The following is a 22,527-nucleotide window of genomic DNA, read 5'->3' on the forward strand; positions in this document are numbered from 1 at the left end:
CGAAAGCTTGAGACGAGTTCAAAACCTGAGACGAACTCAGCCCTTGCCTTTTGACATTGGCCATAACCACGACGGATGTGATTAAAAGTGTGCCTGAGCCCGATGCGGCTCGGGTAGCATGGGCTTCCAGCCCATGACATTGGCGGTTCGGGTGACGTGCGCGACCTGCCCATGCCTGGCTTTCAATCACACTTTGAATTGCACCCCACACCCAGCCACGACGGACTGAATGTTTGACCACTGATGCAAATGGCATAGGAATGAAAACCACCGCCCGATTCACCAATCTATTCAAACAACATTCCAAGGCCGCGCGCATCCCCGAAATGCACTATGATTTCCTTTACCCTCCATGCTTCATCTCTACGCAGCCCTTGTTCCCAAAATGTCAAAAGCAAGGACTGCCCCCGTCTCTGGTCCTCTTTTTTGCCTCCCATGAAAAGTGACAAAACACGACCTGACCCCTTCCAAAACCTTATCGGGAGTTATAGATGGCATTTATGAATAGTAAAATAATATATATAGCAAATGTTATCTTATTGCTCAGTGCTTGCGTGGGATGCGCAAGGAGCACCTCGAAACCACTTATAAATAGCATGTCTTGCGAAGCAGTGAACTATATAGAAGTGCACATAGATGATTTATTTGATAATCCGGACAGGTATAATGGCCAGCCGATATCGGTGGCAGGGATATATGCTGGATACAGAGACATGTGGCCAATTCTTTATAAAAACATTAGTGATTTTACGACGAAAGAACCTAAAATTGGTATTAGAATAAGTGGACGCATCGGACGCCAAACAAACTATATTAATGTTAAAAACGGTGCCCCTGTTATCATTCGTGGCATATTCAGAGTTCCAGAAGAAAATATGCTCAAATTATTTTTTGCAGATATTATTGATGTGGCCTCTGTAACAGGAGGAGATGAAGCCCAAAGAAGACTAAAAGAGAACTAAATGTTACGAGCCGAATTCTGGTCGTAAAATCTGCCGAAGTGGCGCCGTAGGGTTTTTACGATAATTCCGGCGTGTTGCCGAACTGGCATCCACATTTGTCGCCAAATTGCCGCGCTCCGGTCGTATTTACGATACGCATGGCAAAACCGCATTTGTTTTTGCCCCCATTTTTGACGTGCAGATTTTGGAAGGGGGCAGTTTGGAAGGGGGCAGGTCGTGTTTTGTCACTTTTTTTGACGGGAATGAAAGGTGACGGGTCGAGTTTTGTTGATTTTTCCCTTTAGTCGCAATGCGAGCGGGCGCCCTTCGCCGGGGTGACGTTCTCCTGAGTCCAGACGGCGGGTTTTGCGGGGCGCGACGGAAGCGGCTTGCGGTCGTTGGCGACGATGTTGACGAGGCGCGCGCAGCCCAGAGGGCCACAAAAAACAAAAGCCAGAATACCAGCCCCGCGAAATGCGACGGCCTGGTTTTCTGGCTTCTGGTTCTCTGGCGCTCTGGCCTCTGGTATTCCGGCCTCTGTTCTTCTGAATTTCCTCAGAGCTGCACGAACTTCGCCATTTTGATGGCGGGGAGGGCTTTGATTTCCTTGCGGGCGGCCTCGCTCGGCTCGGTGTCAACGCGCACGACCATGTAGGCGGTGCCGCCGGGCGTGAGGCGCGAGAGCGACATGTCGGCGATGTTCACCTTGTCCTTGCCGAGGATCGTGCCAATCGTGCCGACCATGCCGGGCACGTCGGAGTTTTCCAACACGAGCAGTCCGCCCTCGGCCAGCACCTCGACCTCGCGGCTGTTGATGTTGACGATGCGCGGTTGTCCGCCCTTGCCGATGAGCGTGCCTTGCGCGGAATAAATTTTCCCGTCCGGCGTGATGACATCGACCGCCATGAGCTCGGTGTAACCGCAGTCGTTGTTGGACTTAATGGTTTCGACCTGCACGCCGAGGCGCTGCATGAGCGAGGGGGCGTTGACGAAGTTGACCTGTTCGCCGCTGATGCGGCGCAGGTAGCCGCGCTGGATGGAGCGCGTGATGGCGTTGGCGTCAAGATCGACGATCTTGCCCCAATAGGTGATGCGGAGCGTGGAGATTTGCTGCGGCGAGATTTGCTGCACGAGCGTGCCGAGCTTGGCGCCGAGGTCGAGGTAGGGCCCGAGAATCTTGATCGCGGCTTCGTCGATCGAGGGCATGTTGACGGCGTTGCGGATGACTCCGCCCTTGAGCACGTCGGCGATTTGCTCGGCGATCTCGATGCCGACCGATTCCTGCGCCTCCGCGGTCGAGGCGCCGAGATGCGGCGTGAGCACGACATTGGGCATGGAGCGCAGCGGGCTGTCCTTGGCGAGCGGCTCGCCCTCGAAAACGTCGAGCCCGGCGGCTGCGACCTTGCCGGACTTGAGCGCCTCGACGAGCGCGCTTTCCTTTATGATGCCGCCGCGCGCGCAGTTGAAGATGCGCAGGCCCTTTTTGCATTTTTCAAAGGCCGCCTCGTCGATCATATACTTGGTGTCCTCGGTGAGCGGCATGTGCACGGTGATGTAGTCGGCTTGCGCGAGGATGTCGTCGAGCGTGGCGATTTCGACCTGCATGGCCTTGGCGCGGCTGGGCGCGAGATAGGGATCGTAGGCGAGCACGCGCATGCCGAACGCCTGGGCGCGCTTGGCGACCTCGCCGCCGATGCGGCCGAGCCCGATGACGCCGAGCGTCTTGCGGAAGAGCTCGATGCCGCTGAAAGCCTTGCGGTTCCACTCGCCGTTTTTCATGGACGCGGCGGCTTGCGGAACGGGGCGCGCGCCGCAGAGGATGTGCGTGAAGGTGAGCTCGGCGGTGGCGATGGTGTTGCCCGCCGGGGTGTTCATGACAACGACGCCGCGCTCGGTGGCGGCCTCGACATCGACGTTGTCAACTCCCACGCCGGCGCGTCCGACGACCTTGAGGAGCGGAGCGGCCTCGAGCACCTGCTTCGTGATCTTGGTTTCCGAGCGCACGGCGATGGCGTGCACGTCCTTGACGAGTTCGAGGACTTTTTCCGGAGAAGAACCGTAAGCCTCGATGACTTCAAAACCCGCTTGTTTTCGCAGGTATTCAACTCCTTTTGGTGATATTTTGTCGGCGACCAGGATTTTCATGGGAAAAAATGGAAACGAACAGGCAACAGGCTGGGGCACCGCGGCGCAAGTGGTTTTTACAGAACAGCGGTTTTCCATTTACGCGGGGCGGCGAATGGTGTGTGTTTCCGCGCATAAATTTTCCTCATGGCCACTTTCATTCATCCCACTGCCATCATCGAACCGGGCGCGCAGATCGGCGCGGATTGCGAGATTCTCGCGGGGGCCGTCATCAAGGAGGGCGTCGTGCTCGGCGACCGCGTGGCTGTGGGTGAATACTCGGTGATCGGCGGCGCGCCGCAATCAATCGGTTTCGACCGGTCTCTCAAGACGGGCGTGCGGATCGGCGCGGACACGGTCATTCGCGAGCACGTCACGATCAGCCGCGCGACACACGAGGGCTGCGCCACCGTGATCGGCGAAAAATGTTTTATCATGGCGACGGCGCACGTGGCGCACGATTGCGCGCTGGCGGACAATGTCATCATGGCAAACGCGGTGCTGCTGGCGGGGCACGTGAGCGTGGGGACGAGCGCGTTTATCGGCGGGGGCGCGGTCGTGCACCAATTTGTGCGCATCGGCGAAAGCGTGATGATAAGCGGCAACGCGTCGATTTCGCAGGACCTGGCGCCGTTTACGCTCGTGGCGGAGCGCGACGGCGTCGTGGGGCTGAATCTCATCGGGCTGAAACGGCGCGGCTTTTCGCGCGAGGCGATTCGCGAAATCAAGGACGCGTTTCGCGAGGTGTATCACGCGCGGACCAACATCCGCAATGTGGCGGCGGACGCGCTCGCGGCGGGGCGCTACGCGACGCCCGAGGCGGGGCTTTTCCTGCAGTTTTTCTCGGGCGGGAAACGCGGTTTCGCGCGCCTGATGCGCAAGCACGGCGAGAGCGAATCCGGCGCGCCCGCCGCGGATTAATGTGGAACGACGGCGCCGAAAAATTTGTCCCAAGAGCATGCACGAAAAACCGCGAAGCCCGATTGTTCCCGCGCTGATCACCCTGGCGCTGATCGGTTTTATGGCGTGGACGCTTGTGAAACACCAGCGGCGCGCGGAGGGGCTGGCCGCGGCTGAAAAAGCGCGGACCGAGGCAACGGATGACCGGGCGGCGTTGACCGCGGCGGCGCAAAAAGCCCGCGCAAATGCGTTGACTGCGGAGGCGCGGCGACTCGGCGCGGCGGCGTTTAAGGAGCAACTGGCGGCGCACCTCGACAACGACCATGTCCGGCGAAACGAGGCCGTGCTCGCGTTCAAGGACGCGGGGGCGCTGCAACGTTTTCTGGCGCGGGCGAAAGACGCGGGGCTGACGGTGATGTCGAGCTCGGAAAAGTTGCTGTCGGCGCGCGTGCGTTATGCGTCGCTCGACGGACTGGCGTCGGAGATCACGGACAACTCATCCGATTACGAGGAGGTTGGCGGCAACTTTATCGCGGAGATTCCAACCGTGCCGGAGACCGAGGCGCGCACGGCGCGTTCGCAGGTTCCCGTGCGCGACAATTTGCTCGGGGCGATCGGCGTTGCGGGCGCGGACAACAGCCAATGGGGGCGAGGCGTGACGATCGCGGTGCTCGACAGCGGCGTGGCGGCCGACGCGACATTCGGGCAGCGCGTGCGCAGGCTCGACGCCGGCCACGGCGTTTCAATTGAGGCGGGGGAGGGGCACGGCACCGCCGTGGCATCGCTCGCCGCGGGCGCCGCCGCCGACGCGCCCGGTGTCGCTCCCGCGGCCGACATCCTGAGCATCCGCGTGACGGATTCAAACGGTCTTGGCGATCTCTACACCATCTCGGAGGCGATCATGCAGGCGGTGGATTCCGGCGCGCAGATCATCAATGTGAGCCTCGGCAGCTACGGGACGAGCGCGGTGTTGTTGCGCGCGATTGAATACGCGATGCAGGGCGGCGCGGTTGTCGTGGCGGCGGCGGGCAACGACCAGGCGGCGCAGCTCATGTGGCCCGCCGCCTATTCGCGGGTGATTTCGGTGGGGGCGACGGACGCGATGCAGCAGCAGCTCATTTTTTCCAACTCGGGCGCGCAGTTGCAGATAACCGCGCCGGGTTACGCCATACTGGCCGCGTGGGCGGATGAGTCGCGGGTTGGCTTCACGGGCACATCGGCGAGCGCGCCGGTGGTGTCGGGCGCGATTGCGGCGCTGATGTCGGCCTATGGCGGAATCAGCGCGCAGGAGGCGTGGGCGATTTTGGTGGCGCACGTCAACGACGCCGGCGCGGAAGGGCGCGACGATGATTACGGCGCGGGCGTGATCGACCTTGGCTGGGCGTTGGAAAGCAACGATCCCACGCGCGTGGACACGGCCATTTCGAGCCATTATTACAACAGCAAGGACGGCACGGTCGATGTCGTTGTGCAAAACCGCAGCGCCACGGCCATGTCGGGGATGACGCTTGTGGTGGAGGTCAACGGGGCTGTCTCGAATGTCGCGCTGCCGTGGGTCGACGCCCGCGCAACGACTGTCGTGAAAGTGCCGGTGCCCGAGGGCGCGGAAACCATTGTGAACACAACGCTGCTCAACGCCGGCGGTGTGACCGACAAAAATCCGGCGAACAATCACAAGGCCAGTGTCGTTTCCCTGGGTGGCGGCGAGTGAGATTTGTCGCGCGGACCGAGAGTTGGCCTGAGGGCCTCCTTCGTTGCTTTGCAGACTTGGCAGGCGGCGCGAGTTGGTTTTTGTTGTCCGTTTCACGTTTTCAATGAGCACACGTCCAAAACGCGCTTACGACGCATCCTTCAAAGTCACCGACGCCTATCGCGCGTCGCTGCCCGACGTGATGAAATGTCCGAACGACATCGAGGGCGCGCGGGTCGCCATCCAGCAGGTCGGCATCGACGGGTTCAAGCTGCCCATGCGTTTCGCGTTGAAGGCGGGCTCGGGGAAAAAGGGCGGGGCGGCGGCGAAACATGACACCGGTCCGGTCACGCTCGAGGCCCGCGTCACCGGCACCGTTTCCCTCGACGCGGCGCGCAAGGGCATCAACATGAGCCGCATCGTGAGGACGTTTTACGAGCACTGCGCAGATGTGTGCTCGCCGGAATCGCTCGGGCGCATTTTGAAAAAATATCGCCGGGTTCACGCCGCGCTCGAGGCGCGGTTGCGCGTGGCGTTTTCCTTTCCCGTGTGGCAGGCCAGCCTGCGCAGCGGCCTGGGCGGCTGGCAGTATTACGACGCGGCGTATGAAGTGGCGCTCGGGCGCGCCGGCGAACTGCGCCGTTATGTGGAGATGGATTTTGAATACTCGTCGGCCTGCCCGTGCTCGGCGGAGCTTGCGGAACATGCGCGCGAGGCTCGCGGCGTTTTTGCGATGGGCCACTCGCAACGCTCCAGGGCGCGCGTTCGCGTCGAGATCGCGCCGCGCCGGGCGTTCACCGTTGATACGCTTCGCGAGCACTGCCGCGCCGCGCTTCGCACCGAGACGCAGGTGATGGTGAAGCGCGAGGACGAGCAGGCGTTTGCCGAGCTGAACGGGGCGCATTTGAAGTTTGTGGAGGATGCCGCGCGCCTGCTTTACGCGCGCTTGGCGGCGGATGCGCGCGTGCGCGATTTTCGCGTGATATGCGCGCATTACGAATCGCTTCATTCGCACGATGCCGTGAGCGTCATTTGCAAGGGCATCCCCGGCGGCATGAACGCCGACTCGCTGGATTTTCGGATGTAAACCCGCGCGGCCGACGTTGGCGCGCAATTTCGCAGTCCCTTCGCTGCGCCGGACCGGCGTTTTGCGTCTTGCAACTTGCAATCCCGTGTTGCCCGCGGGGCGTTGCAAATTGCAACGAATGGTGATTGGGAGATAATACTCTAGTTGTGTTTTATGTTAATACTTATGTTTTTATGAAACGCGTGAGGAGTTGGCACGCATATAGCTTAATGGAGAGAAGCATAAAACATCATGAACATCCTAAACTCACTCAGCTTTTTGATCTTTGGGCTTATCATGCGCTTCCTGCCGGTGTTTGCGCCGGCATTTGTGGCTCCTGATGCGCTTAATTCCGCGGCGGCCGAGGCGACGACACGCGGGACGCTTCTTGTGGCGGCGGGTTATGCGTTTGCCGCGTTGGGTGCATGGTTGCTTGTGAGGGAAATGGCGCGCATCACCAGACATACGACGGCGGAGGTTCGCCGCGAACTTCAAGCGACCCGCGAAACTCGCGAGACTGCCAACGAGTGCGAAGCCCGTGCCCACGGGCTGGCAAGTCAGGTAGAAGTGCATGCACACTACTAACATGCGCGCAATATGCGCATGATCATCCGGCGGATAATATTGATGAACTTGAGTGTTACTTGGGCACAAAATGCTCAAATCGGTTGACCGCGAGCCGCGGGGGACTACTGTCTTTCCTTTGATCCTCTGCAGTGTTCGAGGTGCTTTTCAATAACCGCTCTCGGCCTTTGAGTCATTACGGGAGCCAAAACCGCCGTGGAAGATGCTAGGCCGCACACCGGAAAGCAGACGCCGCGTAGGAGGCGCCCACCTTAACATAAAAAGGACTAGAGCCTTTGGGCATACGGCACAGGTGGAGGATCAATCCTTTTTAAGCAAAGAACCCCGGGATTTGCCCGGGGTTTTTTGTTGAGCGGAAGGTCGGGACTGCGGCGGCGGCGGATGCCGTGGTGACCGCCGCGCGCTTTGGATCGCGGTTTAATCGATGGGCGATGTATTCAATCGCAGGTGTATTTTTGGCGAGCTTTGGGCTCCTTCACTGGATGTGGCGTTTACAACGCAGGTGAAATCGGGTGCGTCGTCCGGCACGGGGATTGTGAACTCGAAGGGAAAGGAATCACATTCTTTTTCCGAGGATTGTCCCGCAATCGTCCAGCGCAGGGTGGCTTTTTGAAGAGGGGTGGCGTTGTTCTGAATCCAAACGTGCACGGTGGTGAGGTCGCGACCAAGTCGAAGGGCTGTCGCGGTTACCTGGCCGAAGGGAGTTGCGACGGTTGCGGTGCTGTTTTTTGGGAGGGATGGCGTCTTGGGATCGAGCATCGCGTCTTGGATTTCAGTTTGCACGGCGACGTCGTTGATGGCGAGGCAGGTGATGCCTTTGGGGGCGACTTCGATCGTGGCGCGGCCGTCGGTTAGCTCGATGGCGGGCGCGGGTTTGTTGTTGATCCAGACGCGCGCGGATCGTTTGCCGTCCATGCGTGCGCGAGACGGATCAATCGCGATGGTCGTTTTTACGGGTTGCGACGACTGGTTGGCGAACGCGAGGTAGAGTTTGCCGTTTCCCCGGGCCGCGATGTGGTTGAGTTGTATTGATTCGGTGGATACAAGCTTGGGCGGAAGCCAGAGCCATGTGTTGTTTTCGTCGTAGAATTTCCCGGGGCGGTTGCCGTAGACTTTGTTGCGGAAATAGGCGCCGGAATAGGTGTATTCGGAGGGGAAATCGATTTGGGCGTCCGAGCGCGCGTAAACATCAGTGACGAGATAATCCACAAGAAAGGCGGCCATCGGGAGCGGGTGGTTGTAATGCGCCGAGGTGAATTTTTTGATCTCTTCAAAGCGGCGCAGGGGATAATCGGTTTTTTGGTGAAGGGTGGTGTAGCCGTTGCGATAGGCGTAGCTGGGATAGTTGGCGTATCGCCCGACGACGGCGTTGCGGGCAATGTCCGTGAAGAATGTTTCGCCGGTATCGCGGGCAAGCCGGTTCATGTAACCGGCGTAGTAGGCGCTCATGAAAATGCCGCGGTGGCTGTGCGCGGTGGCGGCGCATTCGGCGGCGAGACCGTTGGCCGAGACGACCCACGAGGGCACCGTTTCCTCCGGAACGGGTTGATTGTTATAGACACCGCCGGGATTGGCGGTGAACGGGGTGTCGGGAATGGGCTCCATGTAGATAAATGCGGTCATGGCGCGCATGGCTTCGGTGGCGGCTTGGAGATAACGGTTGTCGCCGGTTTCATTATAAAGCTCGTAAAGCAAATCATAGGATGGCGCGACGTCGGGCCAGAAGCTGCTGAAGATGCCGGTGAATGTTGTGGCGGGGCGTGTGATGCGCGTGTCGATGTAAAGATCGGCGGCGGCACATGCTTCCTGGAGGCGCGCCTTGTCCCCGGTGAGGCGGTAGGCGGCGAGGCTGTTGAGGAGCGCCCGGTTGCTGGTGCCGTAGTTGTTTGCGAAGATTTTGGGAGCATTGAGCTTGGGGAGAATTTTGCTTGGGATGACGGGGTTGCGCTTGAGGGTAAGGTGGTGGGCGGCGACAAGATCGACGGGATAGCGGAATCCGTCGCCCAACATGGCGGGATCGCTGAAGGGGCCTTGATTGGCCTTGCGGGAAAGCATGTATTCGAGGGTGGGGAGCGCCCGGCGCCGGAGGATGTCGGCACGGTCAAGAACCAGCGCGAGGGAGAGCGGATCGGCGGCGGATTGCTGGCGGCCGACATCGGGGCCCGCGTCGTTTTGGTAACCCCATGTCTTGTATTTTGGATACCAGTAGGAGTATTTGTCGTTGAGGAAAAAATCGGTGAGGTTTTCGAGTGTCGTGTTGAGCGAGCAAAGTGTGTTTTCGCGAATGTCGCGGAAGCCGCAAAGGGTGGATGCGAGGTGTTTGTAGGTATCAAACCAGGCACCGCGGCGGGCGACGAGTCGAAGCGTGAAGGCGTAGCTGGAACTGGCCTCGACTCGCGATTCGGGGCCGCCGAGCACGGGCGCAAAGAGCATCGGCTGGACGCGGCCTCCGGCGTTGCGCACGAGCACGCCGAAGCGTGAGTCCGCGCGCGTGGGCATGCGAAAGCGGATTTCGCTCGCATCGGCGCCGACGCCAATGGCGTTTCCGTCGATGCCCGCCATGACGAAGGGAATGGTGCATTGAAACTCGCGCGTCAGGTATGAGCGGTTTGGAAAGCGTTTGTCCTGCCAGACGAGGGGCTGCCAGATCCAGTCCGCCTTGGCGAGTGTGGCGGAGGGCGCCCCGGCGTAACCGATGGAGATTTGGCCGGGAGCCGCGGCGTCGAGTTGGAAAGCGAGCGTGGGTTCGGTGCCGTCGGGAGGCAGGGCGAGGGTGGCGGTGAGGGTGTAGTTTGGTTGCGAGGGAAATATCCACCGGAGGTTGTCGCCATCGCGTTCGATTTTGATGGGGCGAAGGCGCGCGCGCGGTGTGGCGGCGGTGAAAAAATCCGTTTCCTTTTCCCATGTTGTGACGAGATAATTTATTCCCCTGACCGGGCCACTGTCCGTATATTTCGCGGAACGATTATCGAGTTTGGTTTCCTGTCCTCGGGGCTGAAAAACAACGAGAAATTCGGGCGAAAAAACTGCCTTCGCACCGCTTTGTTTTTCGGTGATGGCGAGGGTGCCGTCGGGTTGCGAGGACAGGGCGTAGTTGGCGTTTTCAATGTGTGCCGCGGGGCCGATGGTTTCACCCTGGCGCGCCCCGGCTGTTGTTTCGACGGCGGAGCCGGGGGCCGTGTTGTTTGTCGCTAGAATATCGGGTGCGGCCCATTCGAGTATGATCTGGCCGGCGTTGTCGGTATTGGAAAACTCGACGACGAATTCGTAGGGTTTGGCCTGTTGGAGATCGACGGCGCTTGTGCTGCGCGTGTTCAGATTGCTTTCGGAGGCGGCGCGTCGAATGACCGGCTTGCCGTCGATTTTGAGCGTGGCGGCGCCGGTGGCGCGAAGCGAGATAGGGTGCCTGCCTGAACGATTTGGAGTGACGGTGGCGCTCCATTGCGCGGAGCCCCGGCGACCGTTGGGGATGCTGTTTGCCAGCGCATGCGTTGAAACATCAATGCGCGCTTCGAATCGAGTCATGGTTGGCGCGCCACCCAGCCGCGGCGCGTCGTGATAAGAAACATCGAAACCGCTGTCGCCGTCGCGGGTCGTGACCGCGCCGACTGGTCCGTTGGCGACGGGCGTGAATGCGGGCTGCGCGGCGGCAAACATGCGGGGCGACAGGCAAACAAAAGCGGCAAGGGCAATGAGGACGCCGGAGGTTATCCGGCGGATTTGAAGTGGCGGGGGGAGGAGCGTGTTCATGGGAAAACTGGGAGGGAACTCTTGCCTCTTGGGCGGGCTTGGCAAGATGAGGCGGGTGTCAATCGTTGACCGGGTTTGCCGGGGCGCGTGGATTTGGTGTTTTAGATTGGTCAACGGTCTAATGCTTTGCGGTTCGCTGAAAAAGCTCCGTTATTCAATTTCGAGACACACTCATCCCCTTTGGTATTTTTTAGCTTTTCCCATGATCACACCCATTGCGCTTGCAGCGACGTTGTTTGTATTGCCGAGCCCCGACGGAAAGAGTCGGGCCGAATTAACAGTTGGAGCCGAGACCGGCGGAGCGCCGGTTTACCGGGTCGAGTTCGACGGGCGCGCCGTCACGAAGGATGCGGCCATGGGGATTTCCGTGGATGGCGTTGATTTTGGCGCGGGCTCGAAAGTGGTTTCGTCGGGGACGGGCAGGGTTGTGGAAAAGTTTCCGACGCGCGGCAACCATCGGGAGGTGACGCTGACGTTCAACGAGCTGGCGATTTCATTGCGCGACCAATCCAGCGGCCGCGATTGGCGCATTGAGGCAAGGATGTCCAATGATGCGTTTGCGTGGAGGTATGTGGTGCCGGTAAAAAAGGAGGCGCGGGGGCTCGTGAAAGGCGAGGCATCGGAGTTTCGGCCCGTGGACAATTGTCGCGTGTGGCTCGCGGAGCGCCCGAACAGCTGGAAGTTGAAAAGTTACGCGGGCTATTGGATGCGCGCCGAGTGGGGCGAGCTGCCGAAAATTTCGAAGGCCGGGCCGGTTCAATGCCCGCCGCTGGTTGTGGAGTTGCCGGCAATCCGTGCGGGAGAAAAGGCGGACGGCTGGCTGGTGTTTACCGAGGCGGGACTGCGCAATTACAGCGGCATGCGCTTGAGGGCGTCCGGACGGGCGGATGGCGGCGGTGTGAGCACGATTGCGGATTTCACGGAGGGCGCGGACGGATTTTTTGTTGAAGGTGATGTGGTGTCGCCGTGGCGCGTGGTGAAGTTTGCGAGATCACTGGACTCGCTCGTGGACACGACGGATTTGCTTGAGGCTCTTTCCCCGGCGGCGGACGCGGCTTTGTTTGCAAACAGCGATGCGTGGGTTCGCAGCGGCCGCGTCACGTGGCACTGGTGGAGCAAGCGGCGCGCCGGCACACCCGCCGAGGAAACGCACATGATGGAATGCGCCGCGAAGCTCGGTTTCGAATACTCGCTCGTCGACGAGGGCTGGCTGAAATGGGATGATCCGTGGGCGCGCGTGCGCGAGTTGACCGCGGCGGGAAAGAAGCGCGGCGTGGGCATTTTGTTGTGGCGGCACATGCGGGACGTGATGAATCCGGAAAATGGATACGCAGATTTGCGCGCGTATTTCGACAAGCTGGTCGAGTCGGGCGTGGCGGGGGTGAAGATTGATTTCTTCAACGCGGAGTCAAAAGCCATGGTTGATTTGCAGGAGGCGATCATGCGCGAGGGCGCGAAACGCAAACTGCTCGTGCTGTTTCATGGCTGCCAAAAGCCGACGGGCGAGACGCGCACCTGGCCGAATCAGCTTTCGCGCGAGGGAATTCGAGGCCTGGAATTGAACGGCATGGCGGAGGGGCCGATTACGGCGGAGCATAATTGCGCGCTGCCATTCACCCGGCTTGCCGCCGGGCCGGGCGACTACACGCCGCTGGGTTTTTCGGATCCCGGCGAGACGACTTGGGCGCACCAACTGGCATCCGCGGTTGTCCTTTTGTCACCGTTGCAAGTGATCGCGGAGTATCCGCCGATGTTGCTCGAGGATGAGCGGTGCGCGCCCGCGCTGGATTTGATCAAGGCGCTGCCGGTTGAGTGGGACGAAACGCGTGTGCTTGCGCCGAGCGCGATTGGCCGGTGCGTGGTCATGGCCCGGCGTCTCGGCGACGAGTGGTGGGTGGGCGTGTTGAATACGGATGCCCGGAAAATTGACGCGCTGGACCTGGGTTTTCTTGGCGGGGGAAAGTATGGCGTGGTGATGATTTCGAATGGAACGGGCGGGCAGCCGCTAAAGCGAACCGAGATCGCCCGCGTGACAAAAAAGAGCGTGATCCCCCTGGCATTGTCGCAAAACGACGGTGTGGTGCTGCGATTTATTCCGATAAAAAAATGAGCACAAAATCTTCCATGCCCGTGAAGTTCGGGCGTGTTTTTTCGGCCGTGGCATTTCTGCTGTGTGGTGCCTGCGCGACGGCGGCAGTTGAAGTCCGCGTGGCGGATTTCGGAGTGAGCCCGGACGCACGGGCGGATGCCACGCCCGGCGTGCGCGCGGCGTTAAGCGCAGCGCTTGATGCGAAGGGCGGCGCGACACTGGTGTTTGAGCCCGGCGAGTATCATTTTTATCCCGAGAACGCGCGGGCGCTGGTGCGCTATGTTTCGAATCATGACAACAGCCGCGCGCCGAGGCGGTTTGTTTTTGATGTGAGCGGCGCAACGGACTTGGTCGTCGACGGGCGCGGGGCGCGTTTTGTGATGCACGGCGATGTGACTCCGTTTTTGATTGAGCGCTCCGAGCGTGTGTCGGTGAAAAACCTGACGATCGACTGGAATGTGCCGCTGCTTTACGAGGGCGAAGTGCTCGCCGCGGATGCCAGCGGTTTTACCGTGCGGGTGAGGGCCGACGAACCGTTCGAGGTGGATCGCGGCGCGTTTGTCATCAGCGCGGATGGCGTGCGCTGGCCGATGGATACCTTTTGTGAATTTGCGGGTGACGGGAGCGGACAGGCGGCGGGTTCGGCCGATGCTTACGGGTTCCGTTACCATGCGGAAAAAACCGGTGCGGCCGACGGGCGCACGGTGCGTTTTTCGGTGACCGATAATTATGCGCTGCCACGGGTGCCGCGAGAGGGGAATATCATTTTCCTTCGGTGCAATTTGCGCGCGGCTCCCGCTTTTTTTATGGAGCGGTCGATCAAGGTGTCGCTTGACGGCGTGGCGATACATCACGCTCCCGGCATGGGGGTGATTGCGCAGCGTTGCGAGGATGTCACCTTGAGGGGCATGCGCGTGATTCCGAATGATTCGCTGGGGCGGCAAGTGTCCACGAATTTTGACGCGACCCATTTTGTCGGATGTCGCGGACGGGTGCTGATCGAGGACGGCGAGTTTCGCAACATGCTCGACGACGCGATGAACGTGCACGGCGTTTATTTGCAGGTATTGCGCCGGCTCGACGATTACAGGCTGGTGGTGCGCATGCCGCATTTTCAGGCGCAGGGCTTCATCGCGGTGGAGGCGGGCGACCGTTTGCGGCTGGCGCGCTTCGGCACATTGTTGCCGGAGGGGGAAGCCGTGGTGACAAAGGTTGCGCGACGCGGACCGGACGAGATGACGATCACATTTGACGCGCCGATTGCGGCGGAGGTGAATCCGCTGGATGCGCTTGAAAACATATCGTGGACGGCGGATGTCGTTTTCCGGCGCAATACGGTTTCGGGAAATCGCGCACGCAGCATTCTCGTGAGCACGTCAGGGCGCGTGATCATCGAGGACAATCATTTCAACGCGACCGGCTCGGCCATACGCATATCGGGGGATGCGCGCAGTTGGTTTGAGTCGGGGCCAGTGGCGGACGTGTTGATCCAGGGAAACACATTCACCAATCCGCTGCGTTGCGGTTACGGACGCGCCGCCATTGACCTGGATCCCGAGGTGGATGTGCCATCCGGCGGCACTCCGGGATATTATCATCGCAACATCCGCATTATTAAAAACAAGTTTAGGCTGTGCGACCGCGCGGTTTTGCTGGCGCGCTCGGTGGACGGGCTGGAGTTTTCGGAAAACACGATTGAGCTTGCGAATGATTTCGCGCCGCTGAACCGGCAAAAAACGGAGTTCGAACTGGTGCGTTGCCGGAATGTGCAATTGGAGCGAAACACTTTTTCCGGCTGGCCCGCGAAAGATGGCATTGTGGTTTCGGGCGACGCGGACAGTTTGTCCACGATGAGGTTCACCCCGGGGCAGGGGATAAAAACCCGTGAGCATGGAGCCAAGGGTCAACGGTAAACTGCCCTCGCGTTTGATAAAACTATGCGGAATTATTTACTACTATTAATTATAAACCCCGTCATCCAATGAAAAAACTATTCCCTGTTCTTGTATTGTCCGTTGGCCTTGTATCAGTTGTGTCGAAAGCGCAAATCGCTGTTGTGAAGGGTGACGCTTCGTCCGCCGCCGAGGTGTCCGTGAATGCGGCATACTCGCAAAACTTCAATTCATTGCCGGCCCCCGCCTCGACAAAACCGGACAAGGCGGAACCGCTCGCCTGGAAAAATAATGTCACGTTGCGCGGCTGGTTCCGTGATGTCGGGCACTCGAAGGGAGACTGTTCGGCAAGCGGCGCTTATGTCGACGCCCCGGCATTTTTTAATTACGGCTTGGACGGAAATCCGAATCGCTCCGTGGGATTTCGAAACACGCAGGGCAATGAGCGCGACGCGGCTGCCGCGATCGTATTCCTCAATGAAACCGGTGCGCCGATCAAGGGCGTGAAAATTTCCTACACGGGCCGCCAGTGGCGGCGGCAGAGCGAGGCGGCGACGACGCTGGTCGTGGGCTGGCGTTTCTTCGGCAAGGAATTCAACGCAGACACTTTCACCGCGCGCCAAAAACAATGGTGGACGGATGTTCCGGCGCTGACATTTACCGCGCCGCAGCTCGAGGGTAGCAATGTCGTGAATGGAATGGCTCCCGAGTGCATGAAAAAGTTTCCTGCGACCGAGGTGATATTCCGCCGCGGTGTGTATCCGGGAGAGTATTTTTCGATTCGCTGGTATTATCCGACGGATCCGAAATCAACCGGCAACGGGCTCGCGTTGGATGATGTTGAGATCGAGTTTATAAAATAACGTCGCAAGCGGTATTGGTGCAAAGCACGCGTGCGCAAGGAGGGGCGGCGTCCACGCCGCCCGACGAGGCCAGCGAGCCTCGCCCTTTGTCGGAGCGTGTTCGATTGTAAATACAAATGTGAATGGGAATATGCTCAAGTATTCGAAAAACGAATACGCGAGGGGCGCTCGCGTTGTTCGCGTCCGGCGGCGGGATGCCGCCGCTCCTTGCGCACGCGTCATTCGAATAACTGTGCGCATATGCATGCATAAACCGGGCTAACACGAGGGCGCACGCAAGGTGCGCCCCTACGAAAATCCAAGGGAGTAGACATTGCCGTAATATTATTGGAAGTCGGCATGCCGCCGGAATTGCAGCTTCACCTCGCTTAACAAACCCGCATCCAGCAGAGGAGATTTTTCATTAAAATAGTTCCATGATGAGAACGCCACCCGGTTTGACGACGGACGGGGTTGGTTGTTAATCAACCATTCGGGATAGCGCAAAAGAGCGCGTCCGTCGGAACCGAGCGCATCCCCCCACTCGCAATCATTCGTGTAATTATTGTCACCGATAAGGCGGTTGGTCCATGTGTTGGTCACCGCTATGGAAATTTTGTTTTCACCGGATTTTATATATTGAGTGATGTCCACTTCATAGGGGGCGTGCCACAGGACCGCGACGTGTTTTCCGTTTATTGTAATTGATGCCAGGTCCTTCACGGTTCCCAAGTTGAGGGAAATGGAGATGTTTCGCCCAACTTGATTCTCCGCGAGATGCACGGTGTTATGATAGGTGGCGGTGCCGGAAAAATATTTGACCTGTTCATTCTGGGACTTCGCCCAGGATTCAAGTTTTCCAAATGTGGCGGAGAAGGCGCGCCCCAAGGGTGATTTAAAATCAACATTCCACTCGCCCCCGATGAGGATCTCTTCAGGGACGCTTGCAATTGACGCACGCAAGGTCCGCCCCTCGGTTGTGCGCAATTCAAATACGCCCGGGCTGGCCGTTTTTACGCACCAACCGTTCTTTTTACTGGTTTCTATCGTGAAAGCCTCCGAAGGAATTTGTGAGGCGACCGATGTGATAAAGTCGGACTGGTTGATTGGCCTTTTAAAAACGACAAACAATGCCTGGCTGGGAGCGAATTGGAGTGTCACGTCGGTTCCGCTTTCGGTTGGTTGCCAGACACTCGCCGGGGTGATCTTTCCAGACTCGGGATCCCAAATTTCAGGGGCTTTGTCTTTGGCCCTCAATGATACTTTTATTTGTTTTGCCTTGGCCTCCGTATTGGAAAAGTAAAATATATCAATATCCCCCGCCTGCCGGTGGCTCCAGCAAATGGAGTCATCAAGGTTTCCAATAAATGCAACATTTGGCGCAATGTTCATTTTTTTAAGCGCCTCCCCGACCGTATAACCCCAGAGCACTTTGCCTTTCCCACAAACGTTCTCACCGGAGGAAGCTTGTGTATTATGTCCCCATATCCGGGAGGCGAGTTGTTGATGATCTTTTATATTGAGGGAGATGTCCTTGAGCCCTTTGGGCTGCGAGGGTTTGGGGCCAAGTATTGTTGCGCCTTGCGAGGCGAGATCGAGCAACTTTGTCAAAACGGCATTGGAGAGTTCGCCGGTGTTGGGGACGGCAAGCAGGTGGTATTTCCTTCCTGAGGGACTGACAAGTTTTCCGTTTTCCACGCGGACATGGCTTAGCAGTGTCTTTTCAGAAATGACATCACCTCCGGGAATATATTCGTCCAATGATATGAAGTCGGAAACTTTTTGGCCCTTTTGCAGCAGATATTGGGAGCGGCTCAGGTAGACAATCCACGCCTTGCCGGATTCATACCAGGTTTGATTGCGTCCGAAGTGTGTTCCCCACGGCCCCATGCACATGCCCGGTTTTATATTATCAGGAAAAGGCTGGTGGACCCAATGGTGCAGAATCAATCGGTTTACTCCCTTGGAGAATGCGACGTCCCCGCTGAACTTGAGCTGCGCGGGCGTTTCGTTCCAACGGCTTTGGGAGCCGCCCCCGGTAAAAGCCTCGGCGCTTAATATATTGATTCCAAAAAAGGGTATGGCTGCGTTGACGTGCCATTTGTCTATGTCGACCTTGCGCATGCGGGTCCAGAATTCCGTGGTGGGCAAATCGGAAAGATGCGCTGTGTCAAAAGTATTGAATGGTCTGGGCACATTGACGGGGCCCGTGGCGTAGGGTTCGATTTGTATCAACATGCCAAGCTCCTTGAGCATCTGTTTTGGTATGCCATAGCTGTATTCAATAAACATGTCGGAGACGGTTCTTTTCAAATCCCACTTAAATCCGTCGGTGGCTTGTTTGCTTTCGAGTGTGCGTCCCGCCAAAACCGGGAGCCACGGAACGATGTCATAGCCATTTCGTTTCAGAAACTCCGCCCGCATAAGGGGCGTCCAGTTTTGGTCTCCCGCCTCGTAGCTGTCGAAAAGCATGTAAGTGAGCGTTTCCCCCAAATATTCGCCGAGGTTCTTTTTCAGCGGCTCCAGAACATTGTTCATGTGGAGCGTCATGGTTTGCGCGCTCATCTTGTCGGCTTCGAGCGCGTCTATATTTTCGGGGGCGGAGGTTGGCTTGGCCCCTGTGGGCGTATGACCGAAACGATAAATAGTATAGCCGCCTTTTGGAATCTCACAGATTAACTTTCCGTCGGCGCGCATCTTGCCGGAAACATCAATAATATGCCCGGCGCCGGGTTCGCCATCGGGCACGAGCAACACGGCAATGTCCCTATAAAAATTCAACCTGGACGGGGGCTGTTCCAAGTAGCCGACAAAATGCCTCGGTCCGTTGATTTTCATTTCCGACCAGACGACATGTTGCATTGCGGTTTCGGGTTTGATCCAGGGGCCGCCGCTGACGGACCATCCGATGCAGTTGTGCATTCCCAATTCCAAGCCGAGCCGTTTGGCCTCCGCCATGGTATGCCGCATCAGCTCCCACCATTTTGCGTTAAAGTAATCCACGCCTGTTGAATAATTGTTTGCCAGCGGAGGATATCTGTCGGTTGCGGTGGAAACGAGTTGGAACAGTGTCGCGCCGGCGATGCCGGCCTCTTTCATGGCCTCCAAATCCTTTGTGATTCCTTCTTTTTCGACATTATATCCAACCCAATGCCACCAGACAAACGGGCCGGACTCTTTTGGGGGATTACGGAAATCCCCGGGGTTATATCTGACGCCCTTCCTGTTTTTTTCGCAGGGCAGTTAACAATGGCTGCGGCGAGAAAGATCACAAACAGCAGTTTGAATTTCATATAAAATATGACTTGAGGTGAAGAACCGGGTTTTGGGTGGTAAAGGTAATTTATCCGCTCACGAGCATTGTGCGCATGTGTCTTGATACACAGAGTATGCGTTTCATTATGAGTCTGATATTTTGGCTTGAAGGTAAACCTATTTTGCGGTCAACAATTGACTCGTTTCAGGAGCCATATTTTGAAACCAAACGATCCGGGCCGATCGCTGAGGTTTACCGTTGACTGTATCTCTCGTTGCCTCGGTTTCAAAAACTGTTGCCGTTGCTTTTGCTCAAAAAACATCCCCCCGGTTAGCCGGGCATTTATTGTGCGCATTCCCAAAATATCACAACCCAACATACCATGAACCGATCACGCTTCGTCCTGTTTTTGCTGTTCGTATTCACCGCGCTTTCAGCAACCGCCGCGCCCAATGCGCCAAAACTTCTCACGCCAAAACACAATGAGGTTTCGCTCAACGCCACGCCCGTTTTTTCATGGGCGGCAAGCCCCGGCGCCGTTGCCTATGAGATCGAGGTTTCGGCGGATTATGATTTCAAAACGATTGTCGTTCCCCGCACGCGCGTCGAGGGCACCAGTTTCACTCCCGCAAAGCCGCTCCATCGCACAAACCGTTTCTGGCATGTCCGGGCGATTGATTCCGCGGGGAATCCCGGCAAATGGTCGTCGGCATACATTTATCGCCTGCAACCCGAGCCGAAAACGAGCGCGCCCGCGAAAGCCCCGGCATCCGCGACGCCCGCCGCTTCGGCGGTGAAAGAAAGCAAGACGTTGAAATTGCTCACTCCGAAACATAACGAGGAATCCACCAACGCGACGCCCGTTTTCACATGGACGCCGGTCACGGGCGCGGTGGCCTACGAAATCGAGATCGCGGCGGATTATGAATATAAGAAAACCGTCGTTCCCGTGACGCGCGTCGATTCTCCGAGCTTCACACCGGCGGAACCCTTGTATCCGTCAAACCGTTTCTGGCGCGTGCGCACCATCGACGCGTCGGGCAAGGCGGGCAAATGGGCCGGGACCTTTGTTTACAAACTGAAACCCGCGCCGGCCTCGCAGGCGCGCGCGATGACAAAGCGCCCCGCGGTCTATCCGGCAAACAACCAAACCGGCATTGTGCAAAACCCGAGCTTCACCTGGGATGCGGTGCCCGGCGCGGTGGCCTACGAGATCGAAATTGCGGCGGATTTCACATACAAAAAAACGGTCGTTCCCGTGACGCGCGTCGAAACGCCGCGCTACGTCCCGATGCAGGCGCTTTATCCCTCCGCGCGTTTTTGGCGCACGCGCGCAATTCAGGCAAACGGCAGGGCGGGGGAGTGGAGCGGCACGCGTGTTTACAAGCTGCACGCGCCGGCAAACAAGATCAACATTCCCGCCAATGCGACGCTTGCCGAAATCCGCGCGGCGATTGACGCGGCGCCCGCATCCTCGCTCATCACTTTCGCGCCCAACGCCACCTACCGTTTGAAAATGAACCAAAAGGATTCGCATTTCCTGACGCTCAGCAAACGCGACGACCTTATTATCGACGGCAACAATTCACTTTTCATCATCGATAATCCCAGTGCCGGCGCGTTCAACATGCGCGAGTGCCAGCGGATCACGGTTCGTCGCTTCCGTTTTGATTACGATCCGCTGCCCCACTCGGTGGGCGTGGTCGAGTCGTTTAATCCCGGAGAAGGCGCCGCCGCCACGGTCACGCTTCGCAGCCTTCCCGGCTATCCCGATTTTGACGCGCCGCACATGATCGCGAACTGGTCGTGGGGCGTGATTCTTGATCCCGTCATCACCGGTCGCATGAAAGCAAAGGCTCCCCTTGTGATGAATTTCCCCGGCGCCAAGGTCTCGCGCAATGCAGCCGGCCCGAATCTCTTCGACGTGGCGGTGCCGCATGTCAACTACGGCAAGTTTTTCTCGAAGGGCGACCGTGTTGTCATTTTTTCCCGCGAACGCGGACGCAGCCTTTGCTCAGCCGAGATGAACTGCGATGACATCACTTTCGATCGCGTCACCACGCACGCATCGCCCGCCGGGCATTTTATCGCCGTCAATTGCTCGGATGTGAAAATCCTCGCGTGCGCGTCGTCGCCCAAGGACGCCTCCCGGGTTTACGCGGGCAATGCCGATGGCGCGCATGTTCGCGCCAATCTTCTCGGTCCGTGGATCGAGGGTTGCACATTCGACAGCATCGGCGACGACGGCATCGCGCTTTATAACAAGGGCATGGCGATCAATGCCAGGCCCGCAAATGACACGCTCACGGTTGCGGGCACGTTTATGAATCTCCAGCCCGGCGATGCGTTTGTCATTTTTAATCCGTTCGACGGCAGCCTTGTCGGGGAAACACGCACTGTCACCGCGGTGAAACCGGCGGGCGGCGGGGCGCATAATGTGACGTTCAAACCGGCCCTTGCCACAAAGGACGATTTTCCGGCGGGGGACAAAACGTGGTGGAAGAATGCGCAGCTCTTCAATCGCACGCGCCAGAATTCCGGGTTTGTCATAAAGAACAACACCTTCAAATCGGTGCGCCGCTACTCGGTCATCGTGCGCTCCACCGACGGGATCATCGTCGACAACGATATCACCGGTTCATCCAATTCGGCGATCACCCTGCTCAACGAACCGCATTCCTGGGCGAACGGTCTGCATAGCGAACGGGTGCTCATCGCGCGCAACAAAATCAGCGCCTCGACCGTTGACGGCTCCGCCTCGTCCGGCGGAAGCATCGCGGTGAATCTTCGCAACCTTAACACTCCATCCGTTGATGCGAAGGCCGTCGGCAAGGCGTCAACCAAGCCGGCGCGCCTGCATCGTGACATTCGAATCGAGAACAACACGATCACCGATTGGAATTATCACGCGATCCTGTTGCGCAGCGCAACGGGATGCACGGTCACGGGCAATGTGATCTCCGCCCCGGCGGGCGCGAAATTCATCGCGCCGGAAAAAGAGAACATCGCTATCCTGGTCGACAACACCGATGGCTGCGTGATTTCCGGCAACGACACCAGTGGCGACCCGCGCCTCGGTTCGCCCGAGCAGCGACTCACGGTCATCGACAGCGACAACGCCACGGTGAAAAACAACAAACCCTGACGCATGAAAAGGCGCGTGCGCAAGGAGCGGCGGCGTCCCGCCGCCGGACGAGGCCAACGGCCTCGCTCTCCGGCTGTGCGCGCTCGAATGCGAGTGCGCTCTCGAAGATGTTTTGAGTTAGGAAACCAATTGCGCGAGGGGCGCTCGCATTGCTCGCGTCCGGCAGCGGGACGCAGCCGCTCCTTGTCGCACGCGTGGTTTGGTCACAATTCCGAGACATGCCCGCAGCAGTGGCGTGACATTGCCC

12 protein-coding genes and 1 other RNA gene are annotated in these 22,527 nt (G+C 58.5%); 10 read left to right on the forward strand and 3 right to left on the reverse strand.

All coding sequences use genetic code 11. The annotated features are described in order from the left end of the window. Nucleotides 1–596: 596 nt before the first annotated feature. Entirely contained in the window at nucleotides 597–962 is a 366-nt protein-coding gene (locus CKA38_RS15400) for a hypothetical protein (RefSeq protein WP_152032771.1), read from the forward strand. Between the two features lie 534 nt (nucleotides 963–1,496). Here CKA38_RS15400 and serA read toward each other — a convergent pair. Next, a complete protein-coding gene (serA, locus tag CKA38_RS09470; protein WP_108825252.1) occupies nucleotides 1,497–3,086 on the reverse strand; it encodes a phosphoglycerate dehydrogenase in 1,590 nt (529 codons plus the stop codon). Between the two features lie 126 nt (nucleotides 3,087–3,212). Here serA and lpxA point away from each other — a divergent pair, with 126 nt between their 5' ends. The 5 genes from lpxA (at nucleotide 3,213) to ssrS (ending at nucleotide 7,609) form a co-directional block, all read left to right on the forward strand. Further along, nucleotides 3,213–3,986 carry an acyl-ACP--UDP-N-acetylglucosamine O-acyltransferase gene (gene lpxA / locus CKA38_RS09475; protein ID WP_108825253.1) on the forward strand — a complete coding sequence of 258 codons (774 nt, stop codon included), beginning with the start codon at nucleotides 3,213–3,215 and terminating at the stop codon, nucleotides 3,984–3,986. 37 nt (nucleotides 3,987–4,023) lie between these two features. After that, nucleotides 4,024–5,676 carry a S8 family serine peptidase gene (locus tag CKA38_RS09480; protein ID WP_108825254.1) on the forward strand — a complete coding sequence of 551 codons (1,653 nt, stop codon included), beginning with the start codon at nucleotides 4,024–4,026 and terminating at the stop codon, nucleotides 5,674–5,676. A gap of 103 nt (nucleotides 5,677–5,779) precedes the next feature. Further along, nucleotides 5,780–6,742 (forward strand): GTP cyclohydrolase FolE2, encoded by a 963-nt coding sequence (folE2, locus tag CKA38_RS09485; protein ID WP_108826526.1) that lies wholly within the window; start codon nucleotides 5,780–5,782, stop codon nucleotides 6,740–6,742. Nucleotides 6,743–6,973: 231 nt separating this feature from the next. After that, nucleotides 6,974–7,306 (forward strand): hypothetical protein, encoded by a 333-nt coding sequence (locus tag CKA38_RS09490; protein ID WP_152032772.1) that lies wholly within the window; start codon nucleotides 6,974–6,976, stop codon nucleotides 7,304–7,306. Between the two features lie 120 nt (nucleotides 7,307–7,426). Beyond that, nucleotides 7,427–7,609, forward strand: a non-coding RNA gene (ssrS, locus tag CKA38_RS09495) — 6S RNA. Nucleotides 7,610–7,723: 114 nt separating this feature from the next. On the opposite strand, the gene CKA38_RS09500 is transcribed toward ssrS, so the two are convergent. After that, nucleotides 7,724–11,056: a PA14 domain-containing protein gene (locus CKA38_RS09500; RefSeq protein WP_108825256.1), complete on the reverse strand. Its 3,333-nt coding sequence runs from the start codon at nucleotides 11,054–11,056 to the stop codon at nucleotides 7,724–7,726. Between the two features lie 202 nt (nucleotides 11,057–11,258). Between CKA38_RS09500 and CKA38_RS09505 the strand changes: the two genes are divergently transcribed. The 3 genes from CKA38_RS09505 (at nucleotide 11,259) to CKA38_RS09515 (ending at nucleotide 15,900) form a co-directional block, all read left to right on the forward strand. Then, entirely contained in the window at nucleotides 11,259–13,166 is a 1,908-nt protein-coding gene (locus CKA38_RS09505) for a glycoside hydrolase family 97 protein (RefSeq protein ID WP_161554829.1), read from the forward strand. After that, nucleotides 13,163–15,058, forward strand: coding sequence for a right-handed parallel beta-helix repeat-containing protein (locus tag CKA38_RS09510; protein ID WP_108825258.1), 1,896 nt, complete (start codon nucleotides 13,163–13,165; stop codon nucleotides 15,056–15,058). The genes CKA38_RS09505 and CKA38_RS09510 overlap by 4 nt, the downstream gene beginning before the upstream one ends. A 68-nt stretch (nucleotides 15,059–15,126) precedes the next feature. Beyond that, nucleotides 15,127–15,900 (forward strand): hypothetical protein, encoded by a 774-nt coding sequence (locus CKA38_RS09515; protein WP_152032773.1) that lies wholly within the window; start codon nucleotides 15,127–15,129, stop codon nucleotides 15,898–15,900. Between the two features lie 324 nt (nucleotides 15,901–16,224). On the opposite strand, the gene CKA38_RS09520 is transcribed toward CKA38_RS09515, so the two are convergent. Continuing rightward, entirely contained in the window at nucleotides 16,225–19,122 is a 2,898-nt protein-coding gene (locus CKA38_RS09520) for a glycosyl hydrolase (RefSeq protein ID WP_425482500.1), read from the reverse strand. Nucleotides 19,123–19,517: 395 nt separating this feature from the next. On the opposite strand from CKA38_RS09520, the gene CKA38_RS09530 reads away from it, so the two are divergent. Then, the gene (locus CKA38_RS09530) at nucleotides 19,518–22,280 is read left to right on the forward strand and encodes a right-handed parallel beta-helix repeat-containing protein (RefSeq protein ID WP_108825262.1); all 2,763 of its coding nucleotides are present in this window, start codon (nucleotides 19,518–19,520) and stop codon (nucleotides 22,278–22,280) included. Nucleotides 22,281–22,527: the final 247 nt, after the last annotated feature.

The organism is Ereboglobus luteus, from assembly GCF_003096195.1.
Taxonomy (GTDB): domain Bacteria; phylum Verrucomicrobiota; class Verrucomicrobiia; order Opitutales; family Opitutaceae; genus Ereboglobus; species Ereboglobus luteus.

Bases quoted from the DNA above. Each gene is read 5' to 3' on its own strand.
- CKA38_RS15400 (WP_152032771.1), top strand. From the start codon at position 597: ATGTCTTGCGAAGCAGTGAACTATATAGAAGTGCACATAGATGATTTA.
- serA (WP_108825252.1), bottom strand. From the start codon at position 3,086: ATGAAAATCCTGGTCGCCGACAAAATATCACCAAAAGGAGTTGAATAC.
- lpxA (WP_108825253.1), top strand. From the start codon at position 3,213: ATGGCCACTTTCATTCATCCCACTGCCATCATCGAACCGGGCGCGCAG.
- CKA38_RS09480 (WP_108825254.1), top strand. From the start codon at position 4,024: ATGCACGAAAAACCGCGAAGCCCGATTGTTCCCGCGCTGATCACCCTG.
- folE2 (WP_108826526.1), top strand. From the start codon at position 5,780: ATGAGCACACGTCCAAAACGCGCTTACGACGCATCCTTCAAAGTCACC.
- CKA38_RS09490 (WP_152032772.1), top strand. From the start codon at position 6,974: ATGAACATCCTAAACTCACTCAGCTTTTTGATCTTTGGGCTTATCATG.
- CKA38_RS09500 (WP_108825256.1), bottom strand. From the start codon at position 11,056: ATGAACACGCTCCTCCCCCCGCCACTTCAAATCCGCCGGATAACCTCC.
- CKA38_RS09505 (WP_161554829.1), top strand. From the start codon at position 11,259: ATGATCACACCCATTGCGCTTGCAGCGACGTTGTTTGTATTGCCGAGC.
- CKA38_RS09510 (WP_108825258.1), top strand. From the start codon at position 13,163: ATGAGCACAAAATCTTCCATGCCCGTGAAGTTCGGGCGTGTTTTTTCG.
- CKA38_RS09515 (WP_152032773.1), top strand. From the start codon at position 15,127: ATGAAAAAACTATTCCCTGTTCTTGTATTGTCCGTTGGCCTTGTATCA.
- CKA38_RS09530 (WP_108825262.1), top strand. From the start codon at position 19,518: ATGAACCGATCACGCTTCGTCCTGTTTTTGCTGTTCGTATTCACCGCG.